26 protein-coding genes are annotated in these 24,655 nt (G+C 67.6%); 12 read left to right on the plus strand and 14 right to left on the minus strand.

Annotation, left to right across the window (positions count from 1 at the left end):
- The first annotated feature begins 8 nt into the window (after positions 1-8).
- From glgB to glgX, 5 genes are read left to right on the plus strand one after another with little or no spacing between them, the layout of a single operon-like run.
- A complete protein-coding gene (gene glgB / locus BGO82_RS06510) occupies positions 9-2,201 on the plus strand; it encodes a 1,4-alpha-glucan branching protein GlgB (RefSeq protein ID WP_291304751.1) in 2,193 nt (730 codons plus the stop codon).
- Positions 2,202-2,221: 20 nt separating this feature from the next.
- Positions 2,222-3,493, plus strand: coding sequence for a glucose-1-phosphate adenylyltransferase (glgC, locus tag BGO82_RS06515; RefSeq protein WP_291304752.1), 1,272 nt, complete (start codon positions 2,222-2,224; stop codon positions 3,491-3,493).
- Positions 3,493-4,953 (plus strand): glycogen synthase GlgA, encoded by a 1,461-nt coding sequence (gene glgA / locus BGO82_RS06520; RefSeq protein WP_291305686.1) that lies wholly within the window; start codon positions 3,493-3,495, stop codon positions 4,951-4,953. Before glgC ends, glgA begins: the two co-directional genes overlap by 1 nt.
- Positions 4,934-6,565, plus strand: coding sequence for an alpha-D-glucose phosphate-specific phosphoglucomutase (locus tag BGO82_RS06525; RefSeq protein WP_291304753.1), 1,632 nt, complete (start codon positions 4,934-4,936; stop codon positions 6,563-6,565). The genes glgA and BGO82_RS06525 overlap by 20 nt, the downstream gene beginning before the upstream one ends.
- Positions 6,566-6,587: 22 nt before the next feature.
- Positions 6,588-8,756: a glycogen debranching protein GlgX gene (gene glgX, locus BGO82_RS06530; RefSeq protein ID WP_291304754.1), complete on the plus strand. Its 2,169-nt coding sequence runs from the start codon at positions 6,588-6,590 to the stop codon at positions 8,754-8,756.
- Here glgX and BGO82_RS06535 read toward each other — a convergent pair.
- Genes BGO82_RS06535 through BGO82_RS06565 form a run of 7 tightly spaced genes read right to left on the minus strand, consistent with a single transcriptional unit; the run spans position 8,753 to position 12,215 of the window.
- A complete protein-coding gene (locus BGO82_RS06535; protein WP_291304755.1) occupies positions 8,753-9,226 on the minus strand; it encodes a GNAT family N-acetyltransferase in 474 nt (157 codons plus the stop codon). The two genes, glgX and BGO82_RS06535, sit on opposite strands and share 4 nt — an antisense overlap.
- A complete protein-coding gene (gene ureG / locus BGO82_RS06540; protein WP_291304756.1) occupies positions 9,226-9,858 on the minus strand; it encodes an urease accessory protein UreG in 633 nt (210 codons plus the stop codon). The genes BGO82_RS06535 and ureG overlap by 1 nt, the downstream gene beginning before the upstream one ends.
- A complete protein-coding gene (locus BGO82_RS06545) occupies positions 9,855-10,286 on the minus strand; it encodes a DUF3995 domain-containing protein (protein ID WP_291304757.1) in 432 nt (143 codons plus the stop codon). The genes ureG and BGO82_RS06545 overlap by 4 nt, the downstream gene beginning before the upstream one ends.
- Positions 10,283-10,945 (minus strand): urease accessory UreF family protein, encoded by a 663-nt coding sequence (locus BGO82_RS06550; protein WP_291304758.1) that lies wholly within the window; start codon positions 10,943-10,945, stop codon positions 10,283-10,285. The genes BGO82_RS06545 and BGO82_RS06550 overlap by 4 nt, the downstream gene beginning before the upstream one ends.
- 1 nt (position 10,946) lies before the next feature.
- Positions 10,947-11,381 carry an urease accessory protein UreE gene (locus BGO82_RS06555; RefSeq protein WP_291304759.1) on the minus strand — a complete coding sequence of 145 codons (435 nt, stop codon included), beginning with the start codon at positions 11,379-11,381 and terminating at the stop codon, positions 10,947-10,949.
- A 4-nt stretch (positions 11,382-11,385) separates the two neighbouring features.
- The gene (locus BGO82_RS06560) at positions 11,386-11,757 is read right to left on the minus strand and encodes an MliC family protein (RefSeq protein ID WP_291304760.1); all 372 of its coding nucleotides are present in this window, start codon (positions 11,755-11,757) and stop codon (positions 11,386-11,388) included.
- Positions 11,754-12,215, minus strand: coding sequence for a DUF29 domain-containing protein (locus tag BGO82_RS06565; protein WP_291304761.1), 462 nt, complete (start codon positions 12,213-12,215; stop codon positions 11,754-11,756). Before BGO82_RS06565 ends, BGO82_RS06560 begins: the two co-directional genes overlap by 4 nt.
- 132 nt (positions 12,216-12,347) lie before the next feature.
- Between BGO82_RS06565 and BGO82_RS06570 the strand changes: the two genes are divergently transcribed.
- On the plus strand, positions 12,348-13,070 hold the full coding sequence (locus tag BGO82_RS06570) for a formyltransferase family protein (protein WP_291304762.1): 723 nt from the start codon (positions 12,348-12,350) through the stop codon (positions 13,068-13,070).
- On the opposite strand, the gene ureC is transcribed toward BGO82_RS06570, so the two are convergent.
- From ureC to BGO82_RS06600, 6 genes are read right to left on the minus strand one after another with little or no spacing between them, the layout of a single operon-like run.
- Positions 13,033-14,742, minus strand: coding sequence for an urease subunit alpha (gene ureC / locus BGO82_RS06575; RefSeq protein WP_291304763.1), 1,710 nt, complete (start codon positions 14,740-14,742; stop codon positions 13,033-13,035). The genes BGO82_RS06570 and ureC overlap by 38 nt on opposite strands.
- A 20-nt stretch (positions 14,743-14,762) precedes the next feature.
- Positions 14,763-15,146 (minus strand): hypothetical protein, encoded by a 384-nt coding sequence (locus BGO82_RS06580; protein ID WP_291304764.1) that lies wholly within the window; start codon positions 15,144-15,146, stop codon positions 14,763-14,765.
- Between the two features lie 2 nt (positions 15,147-15,148).
- Positions 15,149-15,559: a hypothetical protein gene (locus BGO82_RS06585; RefSeq protein WP_291304765.1), complete on the minus strand. Its 411-nt coding sequence runs from the start codon at positions 15,557-15,559 to the stop codon at positions 15,149-15,151.
- Entirely contained in the window at positions 15,559-15,864 is a 306-nt protein-coding gene (locus tag BGO82_RS06590; RefSeq protein WP_291305687.1) for an urease subunit beta, read from the minus strand. Before BGO82_RS06590 ends, BGO82_RS06585 begins: the two co-directional genes overlap by 1 nt.
- Before the next feature lie 8 nt (positions 15,865-15,872).
- On the minus strand, positions 15,873-16,175 hold the full coding sequence (locus BGO82_RS06595) for an urease subunit gamma (protein WP_291304766.1): 303 nt from the start codon (positions 16,173-16,175) through the stop codon (positions 15,873-15,875).
- Positions 16,176-17,051, minus strand: coding sequence for an urease accessory protein UreD (locus BGO82_RS06600; RefSeq protein WP_291304767.1), 876 nt, complete (start codon positions 17,049-17,051; stop codon positions 16,176-16,178). It abuts the gene before it with no gap.
- A gap of 490 nt (positions 17,052-17,541) precedes the next feature.
- On the opposite strand from BGO82_RS06600, the gene BGO82_RS06605 reads away from it, so the two are divergent.
- The 5 genes from BGO82_RS06605 (at position 17,542) to BGO82_RS06625 (ending at position 22,762) form a co-directional block, all read left to right on the plus strand.
- A complete protein-coding gene (locus BGO82_RS06605) occupies positions 17,542-18,573 on the plus strand; it encodes a hypothetical protein (protein WP_291304768.1) in 1,032 nt (343 codons plus the stop codon).
- A 190-nt stretch (positions 18,574-18,763) separates the two neighbouring features.
- The gene (locus BGO82_RS06610) at positions 18,764-19,714 is read left to right on the plus strand and encodes a hypothetical protein (protein ID WP_291304769.1); all 951 of its coding nucleotides are present in this window, start codon (positions 18,764-18,766) and stop codon (positions 19,712-19,714) included.
- Positions 19,715-19,819: 105 nt separating this feature from the next.
- Positions 19,820-20,503, plus strand: coding sequence for a DUF2461 domain-containing protein (locus BGO82_RS06615; RefSeq protein WP_291304770.1), 684 nt, complete (start codon positions 19,820-19,822; stop codon positions 20,501-20,503).
- Positions 20,504-20,611: 108 nt separating this feature from the next.
- A complete protein-coding gene (ettA, locus tag BGO82_RS06620) occupies positions 20,612-22,267 on the plus strand; it encodes an energy-dependent translational throttle protein EttA (protein ID WP_291304771.1) in 1,656 nt (551 codons plus the stop codon).
- The gene (locus tag BGO82_RS06625; protein ID WP_291304772.1) at positions 22,268-22,762 is read left to right on the plus strand and encodes a BglII/BstYI family type II restriction endonuclease; all 495 of its coding nucleotides are present in this window, start codon (positions 22,268-22,270) and stop codon (positions 22,760-22,762) included.
- Positions 22,763-23,023: 261 nt separating this feature from the next.
- Here the strand turns inward: BGO82_RS06625 and BGO82_RS06630 are convergent, their stop codons facing one another.
- Positions 23,024-23,659, minus strand: a complete 636-nt coding sequence (locus BGO82_RS06630) for an MT-A70 family methyltransferase (protein WP_291304773.1) — start codon at positions 23,657-23,659, stop codon at positions 23,024-23,026.
- A gap of 130 nt (positions 23,660-23,789) precedes the next feature.
- On the opposite strand from BGO82_RS06630, the gene mepA reads away from it, so the two are divergent.
- Positions 23,790-24,638, plus strand: coding sequence for a penicillin-insensitive murein endopeptidase (mepA, locus tag BGO82_RS06635; RefSeq protein WP_291304774.1), 849 nt, complete (start codon positions 23,790-23,792; stop codon positions 24,636-24,638).
- Positions 24,639-24,655 lie beyond the last annotated feature (17 nt).

Consider the following 24,655-nt stretch of genomic DNA (forward strand, 5'->3'; position numbering starts at 1 on the left):
CGTAACCGGTGGAGAAGTGGCAGGCCCATCCCGACGAGGTCGAGCAGATCGTCAAGGGGCAGTACGCGAACCCCTTCGCGATCCTCGGCCTGCAGCAGCCCTACGGCATCTGGGTGGCGCGCACCTTCATCCCGCATGCGCAATCGGTCGAGGCGTTCACCCGCGACGGCCGGCCGCTGGGGCAGCTGCTGCGCCGCGACGAGGCCGGCTTCTTCGAGGGTCGGGTCGACGTCGAGCAGCGCCAGCCGATCCGCTACCGCGCCCGCAACGAGGGCGGCGAGTGGGACGTGTTCGATCCCTACAGCTTCGGTCCGGTGCTCGGGCCGATGGACGATTACTACATCAACGAGGGCACGCATCTGCGGCTGTTCGACAAGCTCGGTGCGCATGCGATGGAGTTCGAGGGCGTGCCCGGCGTGCATTTCGCCGTGTGGGCGCCCAATGCGCGGCGCGTCTCGGTGGTCGGGCCGTTCAACGACTGGGACGGCCGCCGCCATCCGATGCGCAACCGCATCGATACCGGCGTGTGGGAGGTGTTCATCCCCGCGATCGGGCCGGGCACCATCTACAAGTACGAGATCGTCGGGCCCGACGGCACGCTCCGCCCGCTGAAGGCCGACCCGTTCGCGCGACAGTCGGAGCTCAGGCCGAAGACCGCCTCGATCGTCGCCGATCCGACGCCGTTCGAGTGGAGCGACGGCAAATATCTCGAGGCGCGCGGCAAGAAGGACTGGCGGCGCGCCCCGGTCTCCATCTACGAGGTGCATCTGGGCTCGTGGCGCAAGCGCGCCGACGGCCAGTTCATGAGCTACGACCAGCTGGCGGAGCAATTGGTGCCCTACGCCAAGGACATGGGCTTCACCCATCTCGAGCTGCTGCCGATCTCCGAGCATCCGTTCGATCCGAGCTGGGGCTACCAGCCGACCGGGCTCTATTCGCCCACCTCGCGCTTCGGCGAGCCGGCGGCGTTCAAGCGCTTCGTCGATGCGGCGCACAAGGCGGGCCTCGGCGTCATCCTCGACTGGGTGCCGGCGCATTTTCCTACCGACGAGCACGGGCTGGCGCAGTTCGACGGAACGGCGCTCTACGAGCATGCCGATCCGCGCCAGGGCTACCACCCGGACTGGAATACGGCGATCTACAATTTCGGGCGCAAGGAGGTCGCATCGTACCTCGTCAACAATGCGCTCTACTGGTTCGAGGAGTTCCACGTCGATGGCCTGCGCGTCGATGCGGTGGCCTCGATGCTGTATCTCGACTATTCCCGCCAGCCGGGGGAGTGGGTGCCCAACCAGTTCGGCGGCAACCACAATCTCGAGGCGGTGGAGTTCCTGCGCCGCGTCAATTCCGAGGTCTACCGGCTGCATCCGGGGGTGATGATGATCGCCGAGGAATCGACCGCCTGGAGCGGCGTGTCGGCGCCGGTGCATGCGGGCGGGCTGGGCTTCGGCTTCAAGTGGAACATGGGGTTCATGAACGACACGCTGCGCTACATGGCGCGCAACCCCATCCATCGGCGCTACCACCATAACGACATGACGTTCGCGGCGCTCTATGCGTTCAGCGAGAACTACGTGCTGCCGCTCAGCCATGACGAGGTGGTGCACGGCAAGGGCTCGCTGATCGCCAAGATGAGCGGCGACGACTGGCAGCAGTTTGCGACGCTGCGTGCCTACTACGCCTTCATGTGGGGCTGGCCGGGCAAGAAGCTGCTGTTCATGGGCCAGGAATTTGCCCAGCGCGAGGAATGGAACGAGTCCAAGGGGCTCGATTGGTGGCTGCTCGATGCCGGCATGCACGAGGGCGTGCGCCGGCTGATCATGGACCTCAACGGCGCCTATCGCGAGCTCGCGGCCCTGCATGGGCGCGACAACGAGCCGGAAGGCTTCGAATGGCTGATCGGCAACGACCACGCCAATTCGGTGTTCGCCTGGACGCGGCGCTCGGACGGGGCGAGCCCGGTGGTGGTGATCGCCAATCTGACGCCGGTGCCGCGCGAGACCTATCGGGTGCCGATGCCGCGTGCCGGCCAGTGGAGCGAGCGCATCAACACCGACGCCGGCTGGTATGGCGGGTCGAATTCGGGCAACCAGGGAAAGGTGGAGGCCCGGCCGAGCGAGGGGAATAGCTGGATGCCGGCCTATGCGGATCTCTACGTGCCGCCGCTGGCAACCTTGTATCTGAAATACGACCCGGACTGATCCGGGCGAGGAGGGAGACCATGGCAGACTACCGGACCCCATCGCCGCTGGCGCGCGAGGCGATGGCCTATGTGCTCGCCGGGGGGCGCGGCACGCGGCTTTACGATCTCACCGACCGGCGCGCCAAGCCGGCGGTGTATTTCGGCGGCAAGTCGCGCATCATCGATTTCGCGCTGTCCAACGCGCTGAACTCGGGCATCCGCCGCATCTCGGTGGCGACGCAATACCAGGCGCACAGCCTGATCCGCCATCTGCAGCGCGGCTGGAACTTCCTCAGGACCGAGCGCAACGAGAGTTTCGACATCCTGCCGGCGAGCCAGCGGGTCAGCGAAACGCAATGGTACGAGGGCACCGCCGACGCCGTGTACCAGAACATGGACATCATCGAGGATTACGGGCCGCGCTACATCGTGCTCCTGGCGGGCGACCACATCTACAAGATGGACTACGAGATCATGCTGCGCCAGCACGTCGACACCGGCGCCGACGTGACCATCGGCTGCCTCGAAGTGCCGCGCATGGAAGCCACCGGCTTTGGCGTCATGCATGTCGACGGCCGCGACCGGATCGTCGATTTCGTCGAAAAGCCGAAGGACCCGCCGGGCATCCCGGACAACCCGGACTACGCGCTCGCCTCGATGGGCATCTATGTGTTCGAGACGCGCTTCCTGATGGAGCAGTTGCGCCGCGACGCCGCGACCGAAGGTTCGGCGCGCGATTTCGGCAAGGACATCATCCCTTACATCGTCAAGAACGGCTCGGCCTGGGCGCACCGCTTCCCGCGCTCCTGCGTGCGCTCGGCCAACGAAGAGGTGGCGTACTGGCGCGACGTGGGCACTATCGATGCCTACTGGAAAGCCAATGTCGATCTGACCGACGTCAACCCGCAGCTCGACCTCTACGACCGCGACTGGCCGATCTGGACCTTCGCCGAGATCACGCCACCGGCCAAGTTCGTGCACGATTTCGAGGGACGGCGCGGCGAGGCGGTCAATTCGCTGGTCTCGGGCGATTGCATCGTGTCGGGCGGCCGGCTCGAGCGTACGCTGCTGTCGACCGGCTCGCGCGTCCACTCCTACTCGCTGCTGCACGAGGCGGTGGTGCTGCCGTACTGCACCATCAACCGCGGCGTGCGCCTGCACAAGGTGGTGGTCGACCGCGGCGTCGTCATGCCCGAAGGGCTGGTGGTCGGCGAGGATCCGGATTTCGACAAGCGCTGGTTCCGCCGCACCGACGACGGCGTCACGCTGATCACGCAGCCGATGATCGACCACTATCTGGCCAACAAATGATCGAGGTCATCTCCGTCGCGTCGGAGGCCTACCCGCTGGTCAAGACGGGCGGGCTGGCGGATGTGACCGGCGCGCTGCCGGGCGCGCTGCAGAGCCACGGCGTGACGATGCGCACCCTGCTGCCGGGCTACCCGGCGGTGCTGGGGGCGATCGAGAACCCGCAGGTGCTGGCGACCTATCCGGCGTTCTTCGGCGGCATGGCCGAGCTCGTCGCCGGCCGCGCCAAGGGGCTCGACATCATCGCGCTGCGCGCCGACCACCTCTACGACCGGCCGGGCAATCCGTATCTGGGGCCCGACCGCAAGGACTGGCCCGACAATTGGCGGCGCTTCGCGGCGCTGAGCTATGCCGCCTACGAGCTCGGGCGCGGCATGGTCGACGGCATCAATCCCGACATCCTCCACTGCCACGACTGGCAGGCCGGGCTGGTGCCGGTCTATGCGCGCTTCAACGGCGGCGTGCGCGCCAAGACCATCCAGACCGTGCACAACATCGCGTTCCAGGGCCTGTTCGGCTGGGACATCTTCGCCGAGCTCCGCATGGACGACCGGGCGGCGCGCGAGAGCGCCATCGAGTATTACGGCCTCATCAACTACCTCAAGGGCGGGCTGCAGGTCGCCGATGCGCTGACCACGGTCAGCCCCACCTACGCGCTCGAGATCAAGACGCAGGACTACGGCATGGGCCTCGAGGGCATCCTGCAGGCGCGCGCCGACGTGTTGACCGGCATCACCAACGGCATCGACGAAGCGGCGTGGAACCCGCAGACCGATCCGGCGCTGCACACCAATTTCGGCCACAACACCACCGAGCTCAGGCATGGCAACCGGCGCGCGCTGGAGCTGCGCTTCGATCTCGACGATTCGCCCGGTACGCTGTTCTCGGTGGTGAGCCGGCTGACGCGGCAGAAGGGCCTCGACATGCTGGTCGAGCTGATCGACCCGCTGGTCGCGGCCGGTGGCAAGCTGGCGGTGCTGGGCTCGGGCGACCAGGACCTCGAGGACGGCTTCGCCGGTGCGGCGCTTCGTCATCCGGGCAAGGTCGGGTTCATCCGCGGCTATGACGAGGGGCTCAGCCATCTGATCCAGGGCGGCGCCGACGTGATGGTGGTGCCGTCGCGGTTCGAGCCGTGCGGGCTCACTCAGCTCTACGGCCTGCGCTATGGCTGCGTGCCGCTGGTCAGCCGTGTCGGCGGCCTCGCCGACACGGTGATCGACGCCAACGAGGCGGCGGTGGAGGCGGGCGTCGCCACCGGAATCGTTTTTGCGCCGGCGACGCCGCAGGCACTGATGGACGCGGTCAACCGCGCCATGCATTTGCATGGGCGCGAAAAGCTCTGGCGCAAAATGCAGCGCCGGGGGATGAAGTCGGACGTGAGCTGGGATGCCAGTGCCGAAAAATACGCAAAGCTCTACAAGAAGCTGTTGGGGGTAAACGACAATGGCGACGCAGACGGTTAAGACGACGCCGTTCGACGATCAGCGGCCGGGCACGTCCGGCCTGCGCAAGCGCGTGCCGGTGTTCACGCAGCCGAATTATGTCGAGAATTTCGTGCAGTCGGTGTTCGACAGCCTCGACGGGGTCAAGGGCAAGACGCTGGCGATCGGCGGCGACGGCCGCTACCACAACGACGTCGCCATCCAGACCATCATCCGCATGGCCGCCGCCAACGGCTTCGGCAAGGTGATGGTGGGGCAGAACGGCATCCTGTCGACGCCGGCCACCTCGAACATCATCCGCCACTACAAGACGTTCGGCGGCTTCATCCTGTCGGCCAGCCACAATCCCGGCGGCCCGCAGGGCGATTTCGGCATCAAGTACAATGTCGGCAATGGCGGGCCGGCGCCGGAGAAGATCACCGAGGCGGTGTTCGCGCGCTCCAAGGTGATCGACCGCTATCTGATCAGCGACGCGCCGGCCATCGACCTCGCCACCATCGGCACGCAGAAATGCGGCGACATGACCGTCGAGGTCATCGATTCCGTCGACGACTACGCCGCGCTGATGCAGACGCTGTTCGATTTCGATGCCATCAGGGCGATGTTCGCCAGCGGCTTCACCATGCGCTTCGATGCGCTGCATGCGGTGACCGGCCCTTACGCGCACCGCATCTTCGAGGACATGCTCGGCGCCGCCAGGGGCAGCGTGGTCAACGGCACGCCGCTGCCCGATTTCGGCGGCGGCCACCCCGACCCGAACCTCGTCTACTGCAAGGACATGTACGATCTGATGATGACCGACGCCGGCCCGGATTTCGCGGCGGCATCGGATGGCGATGGCGACCGCAATCTCATCATCGGCAAGAAGCGGTTCGTCACGCCCTCGGATTCGCTGGCGCTGCTTGCCGCCAATGCGCCGCTGGCGCCGGGCTATGCCAACGGCATCGCCGGCATCGCGCGGTCGATGCCCACCAGCGCCGCCGCCGACCGCGTCGCCGAGCAGCTCGGCATCGAGATGCACGAGACGCCGACCGGCTGGAAGTTCTTCGGCAATCTGCTCGATGCCGGCCGCGTCACCATCTGCGGCGAGGAGAGCTCGGGCACCGGCTCCAACCATGTGCGCGAGAAGGACGGCATCTGGGCCGTGCTGCTGTGGCTCAACATCCTCGCGGCGCGCGGGCAGGGGGTCGACGAGATCGTGCGCGACCACTGGGCCATCTACGGCCGCAACTACTACACCCGGCACGATTACGAAGAGGTCGACGCCGCCGTCGCCAACAAGCTGATGGACGATGTGCGGGCGCAACTTCCCGCGATCGCCAATGCAACCTATGACGGGCTCAAGGTTTCCTATGCCGACGACTTCACCTACCACGATCCGGTGGACGGGTCGGTGAGCGCCCACCAGGGCATCCGCATCGGGTTTGCCGACGGCAGCCGCATCGTGCTGCGGCTGAGTGGAACCGGGACGGTGGGCGCAACGTTGCGCCTGTACCTCGAACGGTACGAACCTGCGCATGGACAGCACGACCTCGACACCCAATCCGCCCTCTCGTTCCTCATTTCCCTTGCCGACCGAATCGCCCAGATTCGCGAGCGGACCGGCCGTGACGCGCCGAGCGTCATCACCTGAACCGCCCGAGATCGCCGGAGTCGTGAAACCGCAACTGGTCCCCCATGGTGGCAGCGCCGAAAAGCTCGGCGCCACCGTCACCGCCGAAGGCATCAACTTCGCCGTCTATTCCGAGACGGCGTCGGCGCTCTACGTGTCGCTCTACAACGAGGCCGACAGCGAGATCGAGCGCTTCGAGCTCGACGGGCATGACGACAACATCCATCACGGGCTGATCGCCGGCATCGGTCCGGGGGTGAAATACGGCCTTCGGGCCGATGGTCCCTACGATCCCGATCAGGGCCTGCATTTCGATCCCAACAAGCTCCTGGTCGATCCCTATGCGCGCCGCATCGACCGGGTGTTCGTGCGCTCGCCGCGGCTGAGGCTGCCGCGCGAGGATGCCGTCGACACCGCGCCGCTGGTGCCCAAGGCCGTGGTGCTGTCGCCGCAGATCAACAAGCACCAGACGCCGCGGCGCAAGGCGCCGAGCCTGATGTACGAGCTCAATGTGCGCGGCTACACCATGCGCCATCCGGGCGTGCAGGGTCCGCTGCGCGGCACCGTCGCCGGGCTCACCACCCGGCGTATCATCGACCATCTCAAATTCCTCGGCGTCGATTGCGTCGAGCTGATGCCGATCGCGGCCTTCATCGACGACGGCCATCTGCCGGCGCTGGGGCTCACCAACGCCTGGGGCTACAATCCGGTCAGCTATTTCGCCATCGATCCGCGGCTGGCACCGCGCGGGCCGCAGGAATTGCGGTTCCTCACCGACCTGTATCGCAAGAACGGCATTTCAGTCATTCTCGACGTGGTCTACAACCACACCGGCGAGGGCGATGCGTTCGGACCGGTGCTGAGCCTCAAGGGGCTCGACGCCAGGACCTATTACCGGCACGTCGAAATCGACGGCAAGCAGGTGCTGGTCAACGATTCGGGCACCGGCAACACGCTGCGCTGCGACCATCCGGCGGTGCAGCGGCTGGTGGTCGAGAGCCTGCGCTACTGGGTCGAGGAGACCGGCGTCTCCGGCTTCCGCTTCGACCTGGCGACGGTGCTCGGGCGCGAGCCGGGCTTCAACCCGGACGCCAGGATGCTGCAGATGATCAAGACCGACCCGGTGCTGAGCAAGTGCCAGCTCGTCGCCGAGCCGTGGGATCCGGGTCCGGGCGGCTATGGCGTCGGCCAGTTCGGCAAGGAGTTCCGCGAGTGGAACGACACCTATCGCGACGAGGTGCGCGGCTTCTGGCGCGGCGAGCCCGGCAAGATCGGGGCGCTGGCCGGCAAGGTCGCGGGCTCGGCCGAGATCTACAATTTCGCCGGCCGCAAGCCGAGCGCCGGGGTCAACTTCCTCGCCGTGCATGACGGCTTCACGCTGGCCGATCTCGTCTCCTATGCCGACAAGCACAACGAGGCGAATGGCGAGGGCAACCGCGACGGCAACAACAACAACCAGTCCTGGAACTGCGGCGCGGAAGGTCCGACCGACGACGAGGGCATCAACATGGCGCGCAAGCGCGATGTGCGGGCGCTGCTGGCGACGCTGTTCATGTCGCGCGGCATGCCGCTGATCCAGCAGGGCGACGAGATGGGCCGCACGCAGCAGGGCAACAACAACGCCTATGCGCAGGACAACGAGATCACCTGGCTCGACTGGGAACACGCCGACGGCGCGCTGGTCGACTACGTCGCCGCCGCGCACCGCTTCCGCAAGGAACACCCGGCGCTGACGCACGACCATTTCCTCGACGGCAAGGGCAAGCACGGCATCCGCGACGTGGTGTGGTGGCACCAGGACGGCCGCGAGATGAACGACGGCGACTGGAACAATGCCGGCCAGTCGATGCTGGGCATGCAGTTGCGCACCACCGACGACGAGGTGCTGGTGTGGTTCAACCGGCACGCCGAGACCATGCCGGCGCGCCTGCCCGAGGGCGCGTGGGAGGTCGGCTTCGTCTCCGACGACAAGGAGGAACTGCCGATCGCCGGCGGCGTGGTGACGCTGCCGCCACGTTCGGTCGTGGCGCTGCTGCGCACCCAGATTCCACCCGACAAGGACCCCAGCGAGGTGCCGCCCGACAAGGAGCCGCCGCCCGCCAAGGAGCCCGAAGGCGTGCCGCCCGCGGGCCCGCCCGAACAGGCCCCGCCGCCGGCCGAAGCGCCGCCGCCGCAATTCCCCGGCGAAGTGCCGGCGCCGAAAACGGCCTAGCCGTTCACCCGCTCGACGATCTCGAAGCCCAGCCGCCGGTAAAGCGACTGGGCTTTCACATTGTCGAGCTCGGTCTTCAGATCGACGCTTGGCGCCCCGCGTCGCGCGAAGGCCGTGAGCGCGTGGGTGAGGAGGAAGGTCCCAAGCCCCCGGTTACGAAACGACGGGTCGACCGCGAGATCCTTGATGAAGTCGCTGCGCCAGCAATGGCAAAGCCCCACGACATCGCCACCAAGCGCGGCGACGAACATCAGGTCCGCATCGTAGTCCGGATCGGCGCGCAGCCAGTCCCAGAACCCCTCGAACGATATGCCGTTGTCGCCGAGGCCTTCCGGATAGACCCGTCGCATCATCTCGCGCGCGGCGCGTGCCGTCTGCTCGCCGTACTGCTGGAGCGAAATTCCGGCAGGCGGCGGTGCCGGCACGATCGGTGCGGCAAGGTCGCGTCGCATCCGGACATAGGCCGGCACTATTCCGCCGCGGCGGCCGGCCGCAGCCCGCCGGTCCTTTCGATGAAGGCGATCACCTCGTCCAGCCCCTGCCGCCGCAGCAAATCGGTGAACACATAGGGCCGGCCGTCGCGCACCTTGAGCGTGTCGGCTTCCATCACCGCGAGGCTGGCGTTCACGTAGGGCGCGAGGTCGGCCTTGTTGATGATCAGCAGGTCCGAGCGGGTGATCGCCGGGCCGCCCTTGCGCGGAATTTTTTCGCCCTCGGCCACCGAGATCACATAGAGCGTCACATCGGCGAGATCGGGCGAGAACGTCGCGCTCAGATTGTCGCCGCCGCTTTCGATCAGCACGATGTCGAGGTCGGGGAAGCGCCGGGTGAGGTCGGCGATGGCGTTGAGGTTCAGCGACACGTCTTCGCGGATGGCGGTGTGCGGACAGCCGCCGGTCTCGACGCCGACGATGCGGTCCTCGGCGATCGCCTGCACGCGGTTGAGGATCAGCGCATCCTCGCGCGTATAGATGTCGTTGGTCACCACCGCCATCGAGTAGCGGTCGCGCATCGCCTTGAGCAGCATCTCGCACAGCGTGGTCTTGCCCGAGCCGACGGGGCCGCCGATGCCGATGCGGAGCGGGCCATTCATTGCGGTCATAGCAATCTCATCAGCACGAGGATCAGGAATCCCGCTCCAATCCAGAAGCAGAGCGGCGAATAGTTCTTGCGGTCGAGCGACGCGAAAGGTTCAGCGGGAAAGCGCGCCCGCCAGCCCGGCGTGTAGCCGAGCACGCCGCGGCCGATGAACAGCAGCGCCAGCAGCACGCCGAGCAGCGTCAGCCCTGTGCCGCCCGCTACCGGATCGGCCAGCGACAGCGCCACCAGGCCGGCGGCGATCAGCGCCGTAGCGACCAGGAACGTGACGAGCCGGTTGGGCATGCGGGTGACCCCCGGCCGCCCCACCACGGTCTGCGCCAGCAGCGCTTCGTTGCGGATCGGCCAGGTGTTGCCGAAGGCCCAGAGGTAGTGGGCGAAAGCCACGGTGAAGAGCGGCAGGAAGGTCAGCGATCCGACCAGCATGTTCATGAGCGGAAGATCCGGGGTTCCAGCGTTTCGTGGCGCATCTGCGCGATGTCGGCGGCGTAGGCGATGCCGCCGATGGCGTCGAGTGACGCCGATGCCGCAGCGCCGGCCAGCGTGGCGATGGCCGGCTCCAGCGCCGCCTGCACCTGCAATCCGGCGGTCTGGCCGAGCGGCACCAGCCGCACCGCCACCGACACCTGCGCCTGCACGGCCGCCGTGAGGTAGGCGAGCAGCGTCTCGCCAAGCCCGATCCGTTGCGCGCCAGCGATGGCGCCGACCGCCACCGGATAGGGGCAGGGGTCGGGCAGCCGCGCGAACACGTCGGACGGCCAGGCGCGCGCGGCGAGCGCGAAATTGCCGCCGGTCAGGGTCGTCTCCTCGGTCCGCTCGGCGGCTGCGGTCAGCGCCAGCAGCAGCTCGGCCAGCTCGCGCAACGCCGCAGGGTCGCCATTTCCGCGATGGGCGTGAGCGAGGACGATGGCGTCGGTCCTGAGGCCGCCATGCGTCAGCAGCCCGTCGAGCCAGGCGGCGAGAGCGGCGCCGGTGGCGATGCGCCCGTCGGCGATCGCCGTCTCCAGCCCCTGCGACCAGGCGAAGCCGCCGACCGGGAAGGCCGGCGACAGCCAGGTCAGCAGGCGCTGCAGGACGACGCCGTCGGCCATCTCAATGCGGCGCGTGATAGGCGCCCTGCATCGGCAGGAACGGCTCGGTCACCTCGCGCACCTCGGCGCCGAGGCCGGCCAGCATTGCCTTGGCCACATGATCGCGCGGCACCAGAATGCGCTTCTTCTCGATCTGCGCTGCCATGTGCCGGTTGCCGATATGCCAGGCAAGCTGCGCCAGGTGCTCACTGCCGCGCGGCGTGATCTCGAGCAGCGGCTCGGGGGCGGCGACGATCTCGACGATGCGTCCGTCCTCGAGCAGCAGCCCGCCGAAATGGTCGAGCGTCACCGGCTCGGCGAAATCCACCAGCACCTCTTCGCCCTTCACCGCCAGCACCTTGCGGCGCAGCCGCCGCTGGTCGGACGGCAGCGTGAGCTGGGCGAAGGCTTTGCCTTTGCCGTGGTTGGCGGGCAGGGCGGCGGTGGCGCGGATCATGGAGCTATGGCGTGTCGTTGAGTTCCGAGCAGCTCATCACCGGCGCGGCGTCGAGTCCCTCGGTGATGTCGGACAGCGTCGCGTCGGCGCCCTTGTTCCACCAGATGTACTGGCCGGATTCGTACTTGGCGCCGGAGGCCGAGAGGGTGTTGACGAAGATCAGCGTCTCGCCGTTGATCGGGATCAGCGCCAGGAAGTTCGGCGAGGCGTTGAGGTACTGCACCGTCAGCGGATCGTGGCCGGGGCAATCGTATTTGGTGACCTTCACCTCGGCATCGCCGGTGACGCTGAGCCCCACCCCGATGCTGACATCGGCCAAAGCGGGGGAGGCGAGGGCGGCGACTAGCGGGCAGATGACGAAAAGGAGGCGATTCATTTGCTTGGTCCTGGCCAGAACGTATCGTCTAGGATTTGTGCAGCCGTGTAGGGGCAAGTTGCGGGGAAGGCCGACTCCGGCAACTGCGTTTCGCTGATTGCCTTGTCGAGAGCGATGGTGAAGCTGCCGGCCACCGATGTCGCCGGATAGGGCTTCAGACTGGGGCTCTCCGCAATGAGGCGAGCGATCCTCATGCGCTGCTCCCGAATGCTCGCCTTCCAGCTATTCGTCCGCTTTTCCGGCTGGAACTGCCATTTCAGCAGATGCTGGATGAGGACCTCCATGCGGCTGTCGATTTCGTATCTGTCGCTTCTCCCCAGGCTCTCGATCTCCTCGGCCACATTCTCCAGATCGACGCGCTCGAGCTTGCCGGCGCGCAGCAGCGCGGCCTGCTCGGCCGACCAGAGGGCAAAATCCTCGTCGTAGGAGGCGAGACGTTTGAGGTCGATCCTGTTCATGCGCCGACTATACCCGCATCCGGGAGGCGCGCAAATCGGCCGGGCGTGCCGGCGTTAGCGAATTGGCGACGCCTGCCGGTGTAGAAGGGCGGCCGGCGCAGAAGGCGCCGATGCGTTTCGACCAGAAGTTCGATGCTGAAGTCCGTGGTGTTGCTGACCGGCCCGGGAGAACGGGCCATTCTCTCGGCGCGGCTGGCCGCGTTCCGGCCGGACATGCGGATCATCGCCGCCGGCTCGCGGGCCGATCTCGCCGCGCTCGGTGCCGAAACGCTCGCCGAAAGCCGCCTCATCGCCTTCGTCACATCGGTGATCGTTCCGGGCCAGGTGCTCGCCGGGCTCGGCCACGGCGCCTACAATTTCCATCCCGGACCGCCCGGCTATCCCGGCCTCAGCCCGGCGCAGTTCGCGCTCTATGACGGGGCGCGGCGGTTCGGCGCCACGGTGCACCGCATGGTCGAGGCGGTCGACGCCGGCCCGATCGTCGCCATGTCCGATTTCGCCATGCCCGAGCCGCCGACGCTCGACGGGCTCGAGACGCTGGCGTTCCAGCATCTGGCAAAGCTGTTCTGGGACCTGTCGCCGGCGCTGGTCGGCGATGCGCCGCTCGCCGAGCTCGGCATCGCCTGGGGACCGCGCAAGAGCACGCGGCAGAGCACCGAGGCGATGTGCGCCATCGATCCCGACATCGACCCGGCCGAACTGCACCGGCGCGTCGCCGCCTTCGCGCGGAGCCCGTTCGGCCTCACGCCGACGCTGACGCTGCACGGCTACCGCTTCCGCCTCGAGCCGCCCGAGGCCGCCGAGCCTGCGCCCGCCGCTAGAACAGAAAATACCGCTGTGCCATCGGCAGCGTAGTCGCCGGCTCGCAGGTCAGCAGCTCGCCATCGGCGCGCACCTCGTAGGTCTCGGGGTCGACTTCGATCCTCGGCGTGGCGCTGTTGTGGACCATCGCCGCCTTGCCGATGCCGCCGCGGGTGTTCTCGACCGGCAGCAGCGTCTTGTGCAGCCCGTATCTCTCTCCGATGCCGGCGGCGAGCGCCGCCTGCGAGGTGAAGGTCACGCTGCTGGTGCGCCTGGCAACGCCATAGGCGCCGAACATCGGGCGGTAGTGCATCGGCTGCGGCGTCGGGATCGAGGCGTTGGGATCGCCCATCGGCGCTGCGGCGATGACGCCGCCGAGTAGCACCATCTCCGGCTTCACGCCGAAGAAGGCGGGATGCCACAGCACCAAATCGGCGCGCTTGCCGACCTCCACCGAGCCGATGTGCCGGCTCATGCCGTGCGCGATTGCCGGGTTGATGGTGTATTTGGCGATGTAGCGGCGGACGCGGAAATTGTCGTTGTCGCCGCTCTCCTCCGGCAGGCGGCCGCGCTGCTTGCGCATCTTGTCGGCGGTCTGCCAGCAGCGGATGATCACCTCGCCGACGCGCCCCATCGCCTGGCTGTCCGACGAGATCACCGAGAAGGCGCCCATGTCGTGCAGGATATCCTCGGCGGCGATGGTCTCCTTGCGGATGCGGCTTTCGGCGAAGGCCACGTCTTCGGCGATGGCGGGCGACAGATGGTGGCAGACCATCAGCATGTCGAGATGCTCGGCCAGCGTGTTCACCGTGTAGGGCCGCGTCGGGTTGGTCGACGACGGGATGACGTTGGGCAGCCCGGCGACGCGGATGATGTCCGGCGCATGCCCGCCGCCGGCGCCTTCGGTGTGGAAGGCGTGGATGGTGCGGCCCTTGAAGGCGGCGATGGTGTCCTCGACGAAGCCGCTCTCGTTGAGGGTGTCGGTGTGGATCATCACCTGCACGTCGTGGTCGTCGGCGACGGCGAGGCAGGTGTCGATGGCGGCGGGCGTCGTGCCCCAGTCCTCGTGCAGCTTCAGCGCCGCGGCGCCGGCCTCGACCATCTCGACCAGCGGCGCCGGCCGGCTGGCGTTGCCCTTGCCGGCGAGCGCCAGATTCATCGGAAAATCCTCGAAGGCGCCCATCATCACTCCGATGTGCCAGGCGCCGGTGCAGGTGGTGGCGAGCGTCCCATGCGCCGGGCCGCTGCCGCCGCCCAGCATGGTGGTGACGCCGCTCATCAGCGCTTCCTCGATCTGCTGCGGCGCGATGAAATGGATGTGCGCGTCCATGCCTCCGGCGGTGAGGATCCGGCCCTCGCCGGCGATGATCTCGGTCGAGGGGCCGATGACGATGCTGACGGCCGGCTGCGTGTCCGGATTGCCGGCCTTGCCGATGCCGGCGATGCGGCCGTCCTTCAACCCCACATCGGCTTTGTAGATGCCGGTGTGGTCGACGATCAGCGCATTGGTGATGACGGTGTCCACGGCGCCTTCGGCGCGCGTCGCCTGGCTCTGGCCCATGCCGTCGCGGATCACCTTGCCGCCGCCGAACTTCACCTCCTCGCCGTAGACGGTGAAATCGCGTTCCACCTCGATGATCAAATCGGTGTCGGCAAGGCGCACCCTGTCGCCGGTTGTCGGGCCGTACATGTCGGCATAGACGGCGCGGGAAATTCGAGCGGGCATGGCGGTCCCCCGTGGCCGCGCTAGGCGGCGCTGTGGCTCTGGCGGAAAACGGTGGCGGCGGTGTCGATGAAGGTGTTGAGCATCTGGTCGCGCTGGCGCACCGTGGCGTCGGCGATGCGGCCGGCGACCAGCGACGAGGCGAGCAGGTGCGCCACGTAGGCGGCCCTGGCGCTGCCCGCGGCGGCGTGCGCGTTGGCCTGGGCGGTGAGCGTCGTCACCAGCTCGGTCAGCGCCGTCGGCCCGATCCTGAGCTTGAGGTCGGTCCAGTTGTCGGCGCCCGCCTCGCGCACCAGGCGCGCCGCGAGGCTGCCGAGCAGCCACATGGTCTCGTGGTCGTGGCGGGCGGTGCGGTCGAGCCGGTCGACGGCGTCATGGAAACCGGCGATGAAGGCGGCCTCGGCCACGGTCAGCGCCTGCCGGTCGCCGGCAGCACGTGCGCGCCGCGCTTGCGCGCATTGCTGGCGCATTCGGCGATGTAGCGGTCGAGGAAGTCGATACCCGGCTGCAGGTCCTCGGCATATTGCCGGCGCGCGATCATCGAAATGGCGAGCACTTCGAGCGCCCGGGCGCCCTCGGTGTCATGGTGCTTGAGCATGATGGCGGTCTGCGCCTGGAAGAACTGCAGCAGCGAATCGTAGGTGGGGCCGTCGGCGCGCTCCTTGAGGTCGCTCCAGTCGCGTGCCCCGGCATCCTTCGCCAGCTTGTCCGAATACATGCCGATGGTGCGGCGCAGCTTCTTGTCGCGGCCTTCGCCGGCGGTGAGATCACGCATCAGCGTAACCAGCTTGTCGCGAAATACGGCGTCGCGGTCGTCCATCAGAGCTTACCCATGATCTTCTGCTGAAATCCGAAAACGATGCGCTTGCCGCCCAGCGGCACCAGCCGCACTTCGCGCGACTGTCCCGGTTCGAAGCGCACGGCGGTGCCCGCCGCAATGTCGAGCCGCATGCCGCGGGCCTTGTCGCGATCGAACCGAAGGCCGGCATTGGTCTCGTAGAAGTGATAATGCGAGCCGACCTGGATCGGCCGGTCGCCGGCATTGGCGACCTCGAGCGTCACCACCGGTGCCCCGGCATTGAGCTCGATGTCGCCCGCCTGCGTGATGATTTCGCCGGGAACCATGGTCGCGCTCATCGGATCGGCTGGTGCACGGTGACGAGCTTGGTGCCGTCGGGGAAGGTGGCCTCGACCTGCACGTCGGGGATCATTTCGGCGATGCCCTCCATCACCTGGGCGCGGCCGACCACCTGGGCGCCGGCCTCCATCAGTTCGGCGACCGAGCGGCCGTCGCGCGCGCCCTCGACCACGAAATCGGTGATCAGCGCGATGGCCTCGGGGTGGTTGAGCTTGACGCCGCGCTCGAGCCGCTTGCGCGCCACGATCGCCGCCATGGCGATCAGCAGCTTGTCCTTCTCGCGGGGCGTCAGGTTCATCTACAAACTCCAGAGGCGGGGCACGCCCCCCGCATCGGCCAGCAGAGCGATAATGGGCGAAAGCGACCGGCGCAAGGCGAGGCCGCTGGCGGCGAGCAGCCGCACCGTCAGCCGCTCGCCGGCGACGCTGGCGCCGCCGCTCGCCGGCAGCAGCGCGCGCACCGCCGCGAGCCGGCGCTCGGCCAGCGGCGAGACGTGCAGCACGGTGGCGAAAGCGAGGGCGCCGTCGAGCAGCGAGGCGGCGGCGCGTTCGCACGGGTCGCCGCACAGCTCGGTGGCCTCGGCGTGGAGCAGCCGGCCGTTGCGGCGGATGCGCCAATGCTCCCGCAGCCGCGCCGTCGTTGCGGCCTCGCCCATGGCTTCGCGCCCGAGCAGCACCGCCTCCACCGCAGTGAGCGTCGCGCCATCGGCAAGATCGACCTCCAGCCGGCGGTCGAGCCGCGCGGCTTCGAACAGAATGGTTTCCTGCGGCAGCCAGTCGAGATGTGCGCCGGCCTCCGCCGCCAGCCGGGTCTCGACCACCGCATCGCCGCCGAGCGAGCGGTAGATGCGCTCGCAGGCCGGCGTGGTCAGCGCCAGCCGCGTGCCGGCGCCCGCCGTGGCGCGCCAGCGCAGCTGGTCGCCGCCGGTCAGCCCGCCGGCGGTGTTCATCAGCACCGCCTCGAGGCCGCGATGGTGCGTGTTGGGCAGCCGGATCTTGGCGCAGCCCTCCTGGTAGAGGCCGGCGATCCGCGTCCGACCGTCGCGCAGCGTGGCCGTCAGCCGGCCCTCGCCGCGGGCCCGCTGCAGGGCAGGGGCCTCGGCCGGCGCGCCGGCGGCCGTACCCATGGGGGCGGGCGCGGCGCCGATTGAGGAGATCTGCAGGGCATCGATCACAGCAATGTCGTCGGCGATTTTCGCGCGAAAGTCCAGATCGTAGTCACGGCGTCGGGATGCCCAAATCTTGGGCATTGGCGCCGACAGGAGATGGCTGCGTCCGTCGCGGCGGCGCCACCAGCCAACGCTTGATGTCTGAATTGCCGCAACTTTTCACGATCCGCTCCGTTAAGGCAGCAACAGGCTCGGCGGAGCCGACACGCTTTAACAGACCGGCGCGATGGCGCCGACGGTTCGGCAGACGTCTGTAAGGGCTGACGCTCCCTTATGGGCGAAACCGAAGGGGCGCGGGACTTCGGTCCCGCGCTTTCCTTTTGGATACGTAGACTTCCGGAGCCATTTTGCTCGCTCTACTACAAAGCGCGTAATCGTCGCGAAATATCGCGTTCGCCGCGGCGCCAGTTTGTATTTGTCGTTAGCTTGTTTTTATAAGCATCGGCGCGTTGTTGTCCTGCAGGTCGAATTGACGACCAATACAGGGAGAACAAACATGCACAAGCTTCATGGCTATGCTGCGGCCGGCGTCATCCTCGCGCTGTTCGCGGCAACCCCGGTGCCCGCCGCCTCGCTGCTCGGCGGCCTCATCACCACCGGATCGGATTCGGGCAACGGGCCCGGCCTCCTCTCCACCGGTTCCGACGGCTCGATCGGCGTCGGCGGCAGCAATGGCGTGTCGGTCAATCTGGGTGGCCTCACCGGCGGCGATGCCGGTGGTGGCGGCGCGGTCGGCGGGCTGGTCGGCGGCCTGACCGGTGGCGGCGGGAACGGCGGCAGCGGTGGCGGTGGTGGCAGCGGCGGCGGCCTCCTCGGCGGCGGCGGCAATGGCGGCGGCCTCCTCGGCGGCGGTGGCAGTGTCGGCGTGCCGGGCGTCGCCGAAGTGTCCATCGGCGCGGGCAATGGCGGCGGCAGCGAGGTCGGCGTCTCCCTGCTCGGCGGCGGCGGTGCCGGCCTGTCGACCAACCCGCTCGGGTTGCTGGGCAATGGCGGCGGCCTCAACGTGTCGCTGCCCGGCCTCGGCGGCTCGGGCGGCTCGCCCGGAACGCCGGGAGCCCCCGGCGCCCCCGGTGCGCCCGGGGCCCCGGGAGCGCCCGGACTGCCCGGCGGCAGCGGCGCAAACGGCTTCAACGGCTTCGGCGGCAGCAACGGATACAATGGCTACAACGGCTTCAATGGGCTCGGCGGCAGCAATGGCGTCGTCGTGATCCCGGGCAATGCCTCGAGCCGGTTGCGCTCCATCCTCGCGGTGCTGGCGCAGCGCGACTGGATCCGCATGGTCAATGGCCGCGCCATCTGCCTCGCCAAGTTCGGCACCGCCGAGATTTCCGGCTGGCTGCCGCGGCGCGACTGGGCGGGCCTCAACGCCGCCCTGCCGCAATATGCCGAGGACATCGCGACGCTGCGCCAGCTCCTCGCCAACTGCCGCAGCCTGTCGCAGCGGCAGGCGCTCGACCTGCGCGACCTCAACCGGGTGATCGGCATCGACATCGCCCGCAACGGTACGCCCGTCCTCTACATGCTCTGAGGTCCCGGCCCCGCGCCCGGAGAGGGGTGACGCAAATTGCGCTGCCCCTCTTCACCTGCCGGAAACCGTGCCGATGCGCCCGCCGAAACGAACAACGGCCGTGGCTGTTGCAATCCTCACAAGTCGGCCTGCGGTGGAACAGCAATCAACACGCCGAGCGTCACAGGCGACTCCAAAAAAGGAGAAGCAAGTGAGACCTGGTTTCCGAATTTCTGCGATCGCAACACTTACGGCGCTGCTGGCGGCGTCCCCCGCCGCGGCGCTCACGCTCAATCTCGGCGGCGGCGACGGCCTGCTCGGTCTTGGCGGGTCGGGATCGGGCACCAACGCCACGGTCAACAGCGGCGCGGCGGGGAACGGCAGCGGCGGCAGCAACGCCGTGGTCAACACCGACCTGCTCGGCAATGGCGGCTCGACCGCCAATGTCGATCTCGGCGGCAGCGGCGGCACCGGCCGGGTGCTCGGCCTGTTCGGCTCCGGCGACGATCCGGCCACCGCCAATGTCGATCTGGGCGGCGGCACCAAGGGCAATGTCCTGCTCGATCTGTTCGGGCCGTCCGGCGGCGTCGACAATCCCAACGCCCGCGTCACCCTGGGCAATGGCGGCACCGGCGTTACCGGGCTCGGCCTGCTCGGCGGCAATGACGGCGCCAATGCCGATGTGCTGCTCGACCTGTTCGGGCCGGGCGGCAGCGGCGGTTCGGGCGGAACCGGCAGCGGCGGCACCGGTGGCCCCGGCGGCTCCGGCGCGTCGGGCAATGGCGGCACCGGCATCGGCATCGGCAGTGGCGGCGCCGGCGGCAGCAATGGCCTCCGCCTGCAGACCGCCTCGCTGGACAAGACCACCGGCGCCTGCTTCACGCCCGACGCGGCGCAGGTGGCGAAGCTGGCGGCCCGCCACGACTACACTGCGGCGACGTTCGCCGGCTGGAAGGGCGTGGCCAGCCTCAAGATCGTCGACATCGGCGTCTGTCCGGCGGCGGTGCCGGGTCTCGCCGCACGGCCCAGTATCGGCCGGCTGCAGGCCTATATCGACGCCAATGCGGCGCTGAAGGCGGGTCTCGCGCAGGCCGGGCATTCCGCCCGCGACGTGGTGGCGGTCGACAAATCCGGCCGCACCCTCGTCGTCTACGTGATGTAGCCCATCGCCTCCCGTGAACGCATGCGGCGCGCGGCCTTCGCCCCGCGCCGCTTTTCTTTGCGCCGCGCTCGGCTACACTGCGCCGGCTTTCGCAACGGGCGCATCATGGTCTTCGCCGGCTTTCCCAGGGACACGCTGAGCTTTCTCGACGGCATCGCCGCGCACAACGACAAGATCTGGTTCGACGCGCATCGCACCCTCTACGAGGCCGGCTATGTGGCGCCGGCGCGGGCCCTGGTCGAGGCGCTCGGCCCCGAGCTGCGCAAGATTTCGCCCACCGTGCAGTTCGCGCCCAAGGTCAACGGCTCGCTGCAGCGCATCAATCGCGACATTCGCTTCAGCAAGGACAAGCGGCCCTACAAGGAGCACCTCAACCTCTGGTTCTGGCACGGCGACAGCAAGGGCTGGGACACGCCCGGCTTCTGGTTCAGCCTCGGCCGCGAGGGACTGCAGCTCGGCGTCGGCATGCACGGCTTCGGCAAGGCGCAGCTCGATGCCTACCGCCAGTCGGTGATCCATCCACGCTCCTTCACGGCGCTGCGCGCCGCCGTGGCCAGGGTGGGCAAGGCCGGCGCCTACGAGCTCGGCGGACGGACGCGCAAGCTCCTGCCGCGCGGCTTCGACGCCGACCCCGACCGCGCCCAATACCTGCTGCACGAGGGCCTCTACACCAGCTTTCGCCTGCCGCCGGCCACCGCCACCGACCCGGCGCTGGTCAGGCTGCTCGCCGGCCACTACCGCAAGATGTGGCCCATCGGCCAATGGCTGCTCGAGGAAGTGGCGGGGTAGCCCCGGCCGACGCTCAGCGCCGCCGCTTCAAACCGTCGCCGGCTGTTGCCCCCATCGGGGCCATGCCCTACATACGGCCGCGATTTCCAGCCCAAACCCGAGACCGAGATGGCGCGCCAGTTCATTTATCACATGCATGGAATGAGTAAGGCCTATGCCGGCGGCAAGAAGGTCCTCGACAACATCCATCTCAGTTTCTACCCCGACGCCAAGATCGGTGTGCTCGGCCCCAATGGCTCGGGCAAGTCGACGCTGCTGCGCATCATGGCCGGCATCGACACCGATTTCACCGGCGAGGCGTGGGCCGCCGAGGGCGCCAAGGTCGGCTACCTGCCGCAGGAGCCGCAGCTCGACGAGGCGCTCGACGTGCTCGGCAATGTGATGACCGGCGTCAAGGAAAAGAAGGACATCGTCGATCGCTACAACGAGCTGATGATGAACTATTCCGACGAGACCGCCGACGAGGCGACCAGGCTGCAGGACCTCATCGATTCGCAGAACCTGTGGGACCTCGAGGCGCAGGTCGGCGTCGCCATGGAGGCGCTGGGCTGTCCGCCGGGCGACGCCTCGGTCGACAAGCTGTCGGGCGGCGAGAAGCGCCGGGTGGCGCTGTGCGCGCTGCTGTTGTCGAAGCCCGACCTGCTGCTGCTCGACGAGCCGACCAACCATCTCGATGCCGAGACCACCGCGTGGCTCGAAAAGCACCTGCGCGAATTCCCCGGCGCGGTGCTGATCATCACCCACGACCGCTACTTCCTCGACAACGTCACCGGCTGGATCCTCGAGCTCGACCGCGGTCGCGGCGTGCCCTACGAGGGCAATTACTCGGCCTATCTCGACGCCAAGGCCAAGCGCTTCGCGCAGGAAGAGCGCGAGGACGCGGCGCGCCTCAAGGTGCTGCAGAAGGAAAAGGACTGGATGGGGCAGTCGCCGCAGGCGCGGCAGGCCAAGTCCAAGGCGCGCATCAAGGCCTATGACGAACTGGTCAAGATCAACGAGGCGCGCACCCAGTCCAACACCGCGCAGATCATCATTCCACCCGGCGAACGGCTCGGCCAGAACGTCATCGACATCGAGGGCATCAGCAAGTCCTATGGCGATCGGCTGCTGATCGACGACCTCAGCTTCAAGCTGCCGCCCGGCGGCATCGTCGGCGTCATCGGCCCCAACGGCGTGGGCAAGACCACGCTGTTCCGCATGCTCACCGGCCAGGAAAAGCCCGACAGGGGCAAGATCACCGTCGCCGACAACGTGCACCTCGGCTATGTCGACCAGAGCCGCGACAGCCTCAACCCTAACAAGACCGTGTGGGAAGAGATTTCCGGCGGCAACGACATCCTGATGCTGGGCAAGCGCGAGATGAATTCGCGCGCCTACACTTCCGCCTTCAACTTCAAGGGCACCGACCAGCAGCAGAAGGTCGGCAACCTCTCGGGCGGCCAGCGCAACCGCGTGCACCTCGCCAAGATGCTGAAGAGCGGCGCGAACGTCCTTCTATTGGACGAGCCCACCAACGACCTCGACACCGAAACCCTCGCGGCCCTGGAAGAGGCCCTGGAAGAATTCGCCGGCTGCGCCGTGATCATCAGCCACGACCGCATGTTCCTGGATCGGTTGGCCACCCACATGCTGGCGTTCGAGGGCGACAGCCACGTGGAGTGGTTCGAGGGCAATTTCGCGGATTACGAGGCGGACAAGGTCCGGCGACTGGGGCCGGACAGCGTCAACCCGAAGAAGGTGACGTATAAGCCGCTGGAGCGGTAGATGTTCGAAGCGCTCAAAGCCAAGGGCTTCGAGGTCATGACCCTTCATCATGCCGAAGCCATCATCACGCACGATATGCAGGAGGCCGCGACGGATCTTGAGCGTGTGCTCTTGGACCTGGCGATCCCTATCACTGAACTTGTCGGGGGCGGTGGCGGCGAGACTCAGGGGACACAGCGGATGCGCCGCGGCCTCGCCGAAAGCGGCTGGACGAAACGTAACGTCACCGTACGCAAATATGTGAAGTGGGGCGACGCGGACAAGGAGCGTGAAATCGCCTCGCTCTCCCATGAGATCGACCATGTGAAGATCTTTGGGGATGAGAAGGTCTTTGCGCTCGAGATTGAGTGGAACAACAAAGACCCGTTCTTCGATCGCGATCTTGAAAACTTCAAGCGCCTACACTCCGAGGGGGCAATTTTCGATCGGAGGCATCATTACGCGAGGAACGTCGCTCCAGTCGAATATCCGGCAATTTCTGCGGAAGTTCGCTGATGCGATAAATCTTGGCGATCTTGGGCAGTTGGATGCCTTCGGCTACAATCCGACCCGTCGACAGCGGCGCATGATCGAGGAGCGCGCCCAACGACTCGGCGACTTTCGTCAGGCTTGGGTGGACGTATTCGCCAGCGACAAATTCGGGGAAGCAACGACACATTGGCGAAAGCTGCAGGATCGAGTTTTGCGGGGTGTGGGCAATCCATGCCCACTCGTGCTCATCGGAATCCCGGATGCTGTCGTCTCGTTCGGCGGAAACTACTCCGCCGCCGAGTTATAAGCGTAGGTCTCCCACGTCGGCCGGTAGTCTTCGTTCGCCTGGTTGCCCCAATAGGTCCAGCCGGGGCGGGTGCCGCGGGCGAACAGTTCCAGGTACGGGCCGGGCGAGCAGCTCTCGATCAATTCATATTGCTCATCCGGCTTGCGCGAATGTTCGCGCTTCCGTGACGACATGTAATTCACCTGGCTGCGGCCCGGCGCTTCGGTGCGCGCGTTCTTGCCGCGCACGCCGAACAGCAGAAGCTCAGTGACGTTGCGGAAGTAGAACCCGACTCCGCGGCCATCGGACCCGCCGTCCTTGCGCACCTTGTGCCAGACGATGTTGGCCTTGTACTGGAAGCCCCATGCCTCCATCACGCGCAGGCCCTCCGGCAGCAGCGCGTTGGGCACCCAGAGGTAAAGATGGGCCGTCGTCTCCGCCATCTCGCTGACCGGCATGGAGCAGATGTCGTCCGTCGACATCGTCTCGTAGCGCGTCAGCCGGCGATGCTCGGGCGCCACCTTGCCGGTACGGTTGGTGAAGCGCCATGGCGGATCGGCCAGCAGCGTGCGGTATTTCTCGCCGCGCGTCTTGCCCGTCAGATCGAGGATCGTGTTGCTGATGTGCAGGTTCACCGCCACCTCCGACACCACGAACCGTAGCGCGAGAACAAAAGTAGAACAAGAGGGTTAATCTCTTGCTACCATCCACGACTATCCTGAGTCTCACCCACGCGGGAATTATCCACGTCTAGCGAGCCTCACCATGCCCCTTCGCCATCTCCTCCCCATCCTCCTCGCCCTCGCGCTCGCCACCCCCGCGCTGGCCGATCCTCCCGCCCGCCAGCTCTTCGGCGCCGTGCACACGCCCACCGGCGGCCCCGCCATCTCCATCGGCTCCTACGCCAAGGGCTGCCTCGCTGGCGCGGTGCAGCTTCCCACCGATGGCGACCACTGGCAGGCGATGCGGCTGTCGCGGGATCGGCGCTGGGGGACGCCGCAGCTCGTCAGCTACATCGAATCGCTCGCGGCGTCGGCGGCGCAGGATGGCTGGCCGGGGCTGCTGGTCGGCGACATGGGCGGGGCGCGCGGCGGGCCGATGCCGAGCGGGCACGCCTCGCACCAGATCGGGCTCGACGTCGACCTCTGGCTGCAGCCGATGCCCAGCCACACGCTCAGCGCCAAGCAGCGCGAGACCCTGTCGGCCAGCTCGGTGCTGAAAAAGGGCACGCGCGACGTCGATCCCAAACGCTTCGGCGAGGCGCAGCGCATGCTGCTCTATCGCGCGGCGCAGATCCCCGGGGTGGCGCGCATTTTCGTCGCGCCGGGCATCAAGCGGGCGATGTGCGGCATCACCTGGCGCGACCGCAGCTTCCTCGGCAAGCTGCGCCCCTGGTACGGGCACGACGACCATTTCCACGTGCGGCTCGACTGCCCGGCGGGGGCGCAGTTCTGCAAGGACCAGGACCCGCCGCCCGAGGGCGACGGCTGCGGCGCCGAGCTCGACTACTGGTTCACCGACGCGCCCTACAAGCCGAGCACCACGCCGCCGGCGCCGCCGCTGACGCTGGCCGACCTGCCGAAACAATGCCGGGCCGTGCTGGCGGCGAAATAGGCCGCCGCCGCAGTCAT

Source organism: Devosia sp. 67-54, assembly GCF_001899075.1.
Classification (GTDB): Bacteria; Pseudomonadota; Alphaproteobacteria; order Rhizobiales; family Devosiaceae; genus Devosia_A.

Coding starts and splice junctions, on each gene's coding strand:
- glgC (WP_291304752.1), top strand. CDS start 2,222: ATGGCAGACTACCGGACCCCATCGCCGCTGGCGCGCGAGGCGATGGCC.
- BGO82_RS06525 (WP_291304753.1), top strand. CDS start 4,934: ATGGCGACGCAGACGGTTAAGACGACGCCGTTCGACGATCAGCGGCCG.
- ureG (WP_291304756.1), bottom strand. CDS start 9,858: ATGACCGCAATGAATGGCCCGCTCCGCATCGGCATCGGCGGCCCCGTC.
- BGO82_RS06545 (WP_291304757.1), bottom strand. CDS start 10,286: ATGAACATGCTGGTCGGATCGCTGACCTTCCTGCCGCTCTTCACCGTG.
- BGO82_RS06550 (WP_291304758.1), bottom strand. CDS start 10,945: ATGGCCGACGGCGTCGTCCTGCAGCGCCTGCTGACCTGGCTGTCGCCG.
- BGO82_RS06555 (WP_291304759.1), bottom strand. CDS start 11,381: ATGATCCGCGCCACCGCCGCCCTGCCCGCCAACCACGGCAAAGGCAAA.
- BGO82_RS06560 (WP_291304760.1), bottom strand. CDS start 11,757: ATGAATCGCCTCCTTTTCGTCATCTGCCCGCTAGTCGCCGCCCTCGCC.
- BGO82_RS06565 (WP_291304761.1), bottom strand. CDS start 12,215: ATGAACAGGATCGACCTCAAACGTCTCGCCTCCTACGACGAGGATTTT.
- BGO82_RS06570 (WP_291304762.1), top strand. CDS start 12,348: ATGCTGAAGTCCGTGGTGTTGCTGACCGGCCCGGGAGAACGGGCCATT.
- ureC (WP_291304763.1), bottom strand. CDS start 14,742: ATGCCCGCTCGAATTTCCCGCGCCGTCTATGCCGACATGTACGGCCCG.
- BGO82_RS06585 (WP_291304765.1), bottom strand. CDS start 15,559: ATGGACGACCGCGACGCCGTATTTCGCGACAAGCTGGTTACGCTGATG.
- BGO82_RS06590 (WP_291305687.1), bottom strand. CDS start 15,864: ATGGTTCCCGGCGAAATCATCACGCAGGCGGGCGACATCGAGCTCAAT.
- BGO82_RS06595 (WP_291304766.1), bottom strand. CDS start 16,175: ATGAACCTGACGCCCCGCGAGAAGGACAAGCTGCTGATCGCCATGGCG.
- BGO82_RS06605 (WP_291304768.1), top strand. CDS start 17,542: ATGCACAAGCTTCATGGCTATGCTGCGGCCGGCGTCATCCTCGCGCTG.
- BGO82_RS06615 (WP_291304770.1), top strand. CDS start 19,820: ATGGTCTTCGCCGGCTTTCCCAGGGACACGCTGAGCTTTCTCGACGGC.
- ettA (WP_291304771.1), top strand. CDS start 20,612: ATGGCGCGCCAGTTCATTTATCACATGCATGGAATGAGTAAGGCCTAT.
- BGO82_RS06625 (WP_291304772.1), top strand. CDS start 22,268: ATGTTCGAAGCGCTCAAAGCCAAGGGCTTCGAGGTCATGACCCTTCAT.
- mepA (WP_291304774.1), top strand. CDS start 23,790: ATGCCCCTTCGCCATCTCCTCCCCATCCTCCTCGCCCTCGCGCTCGCC.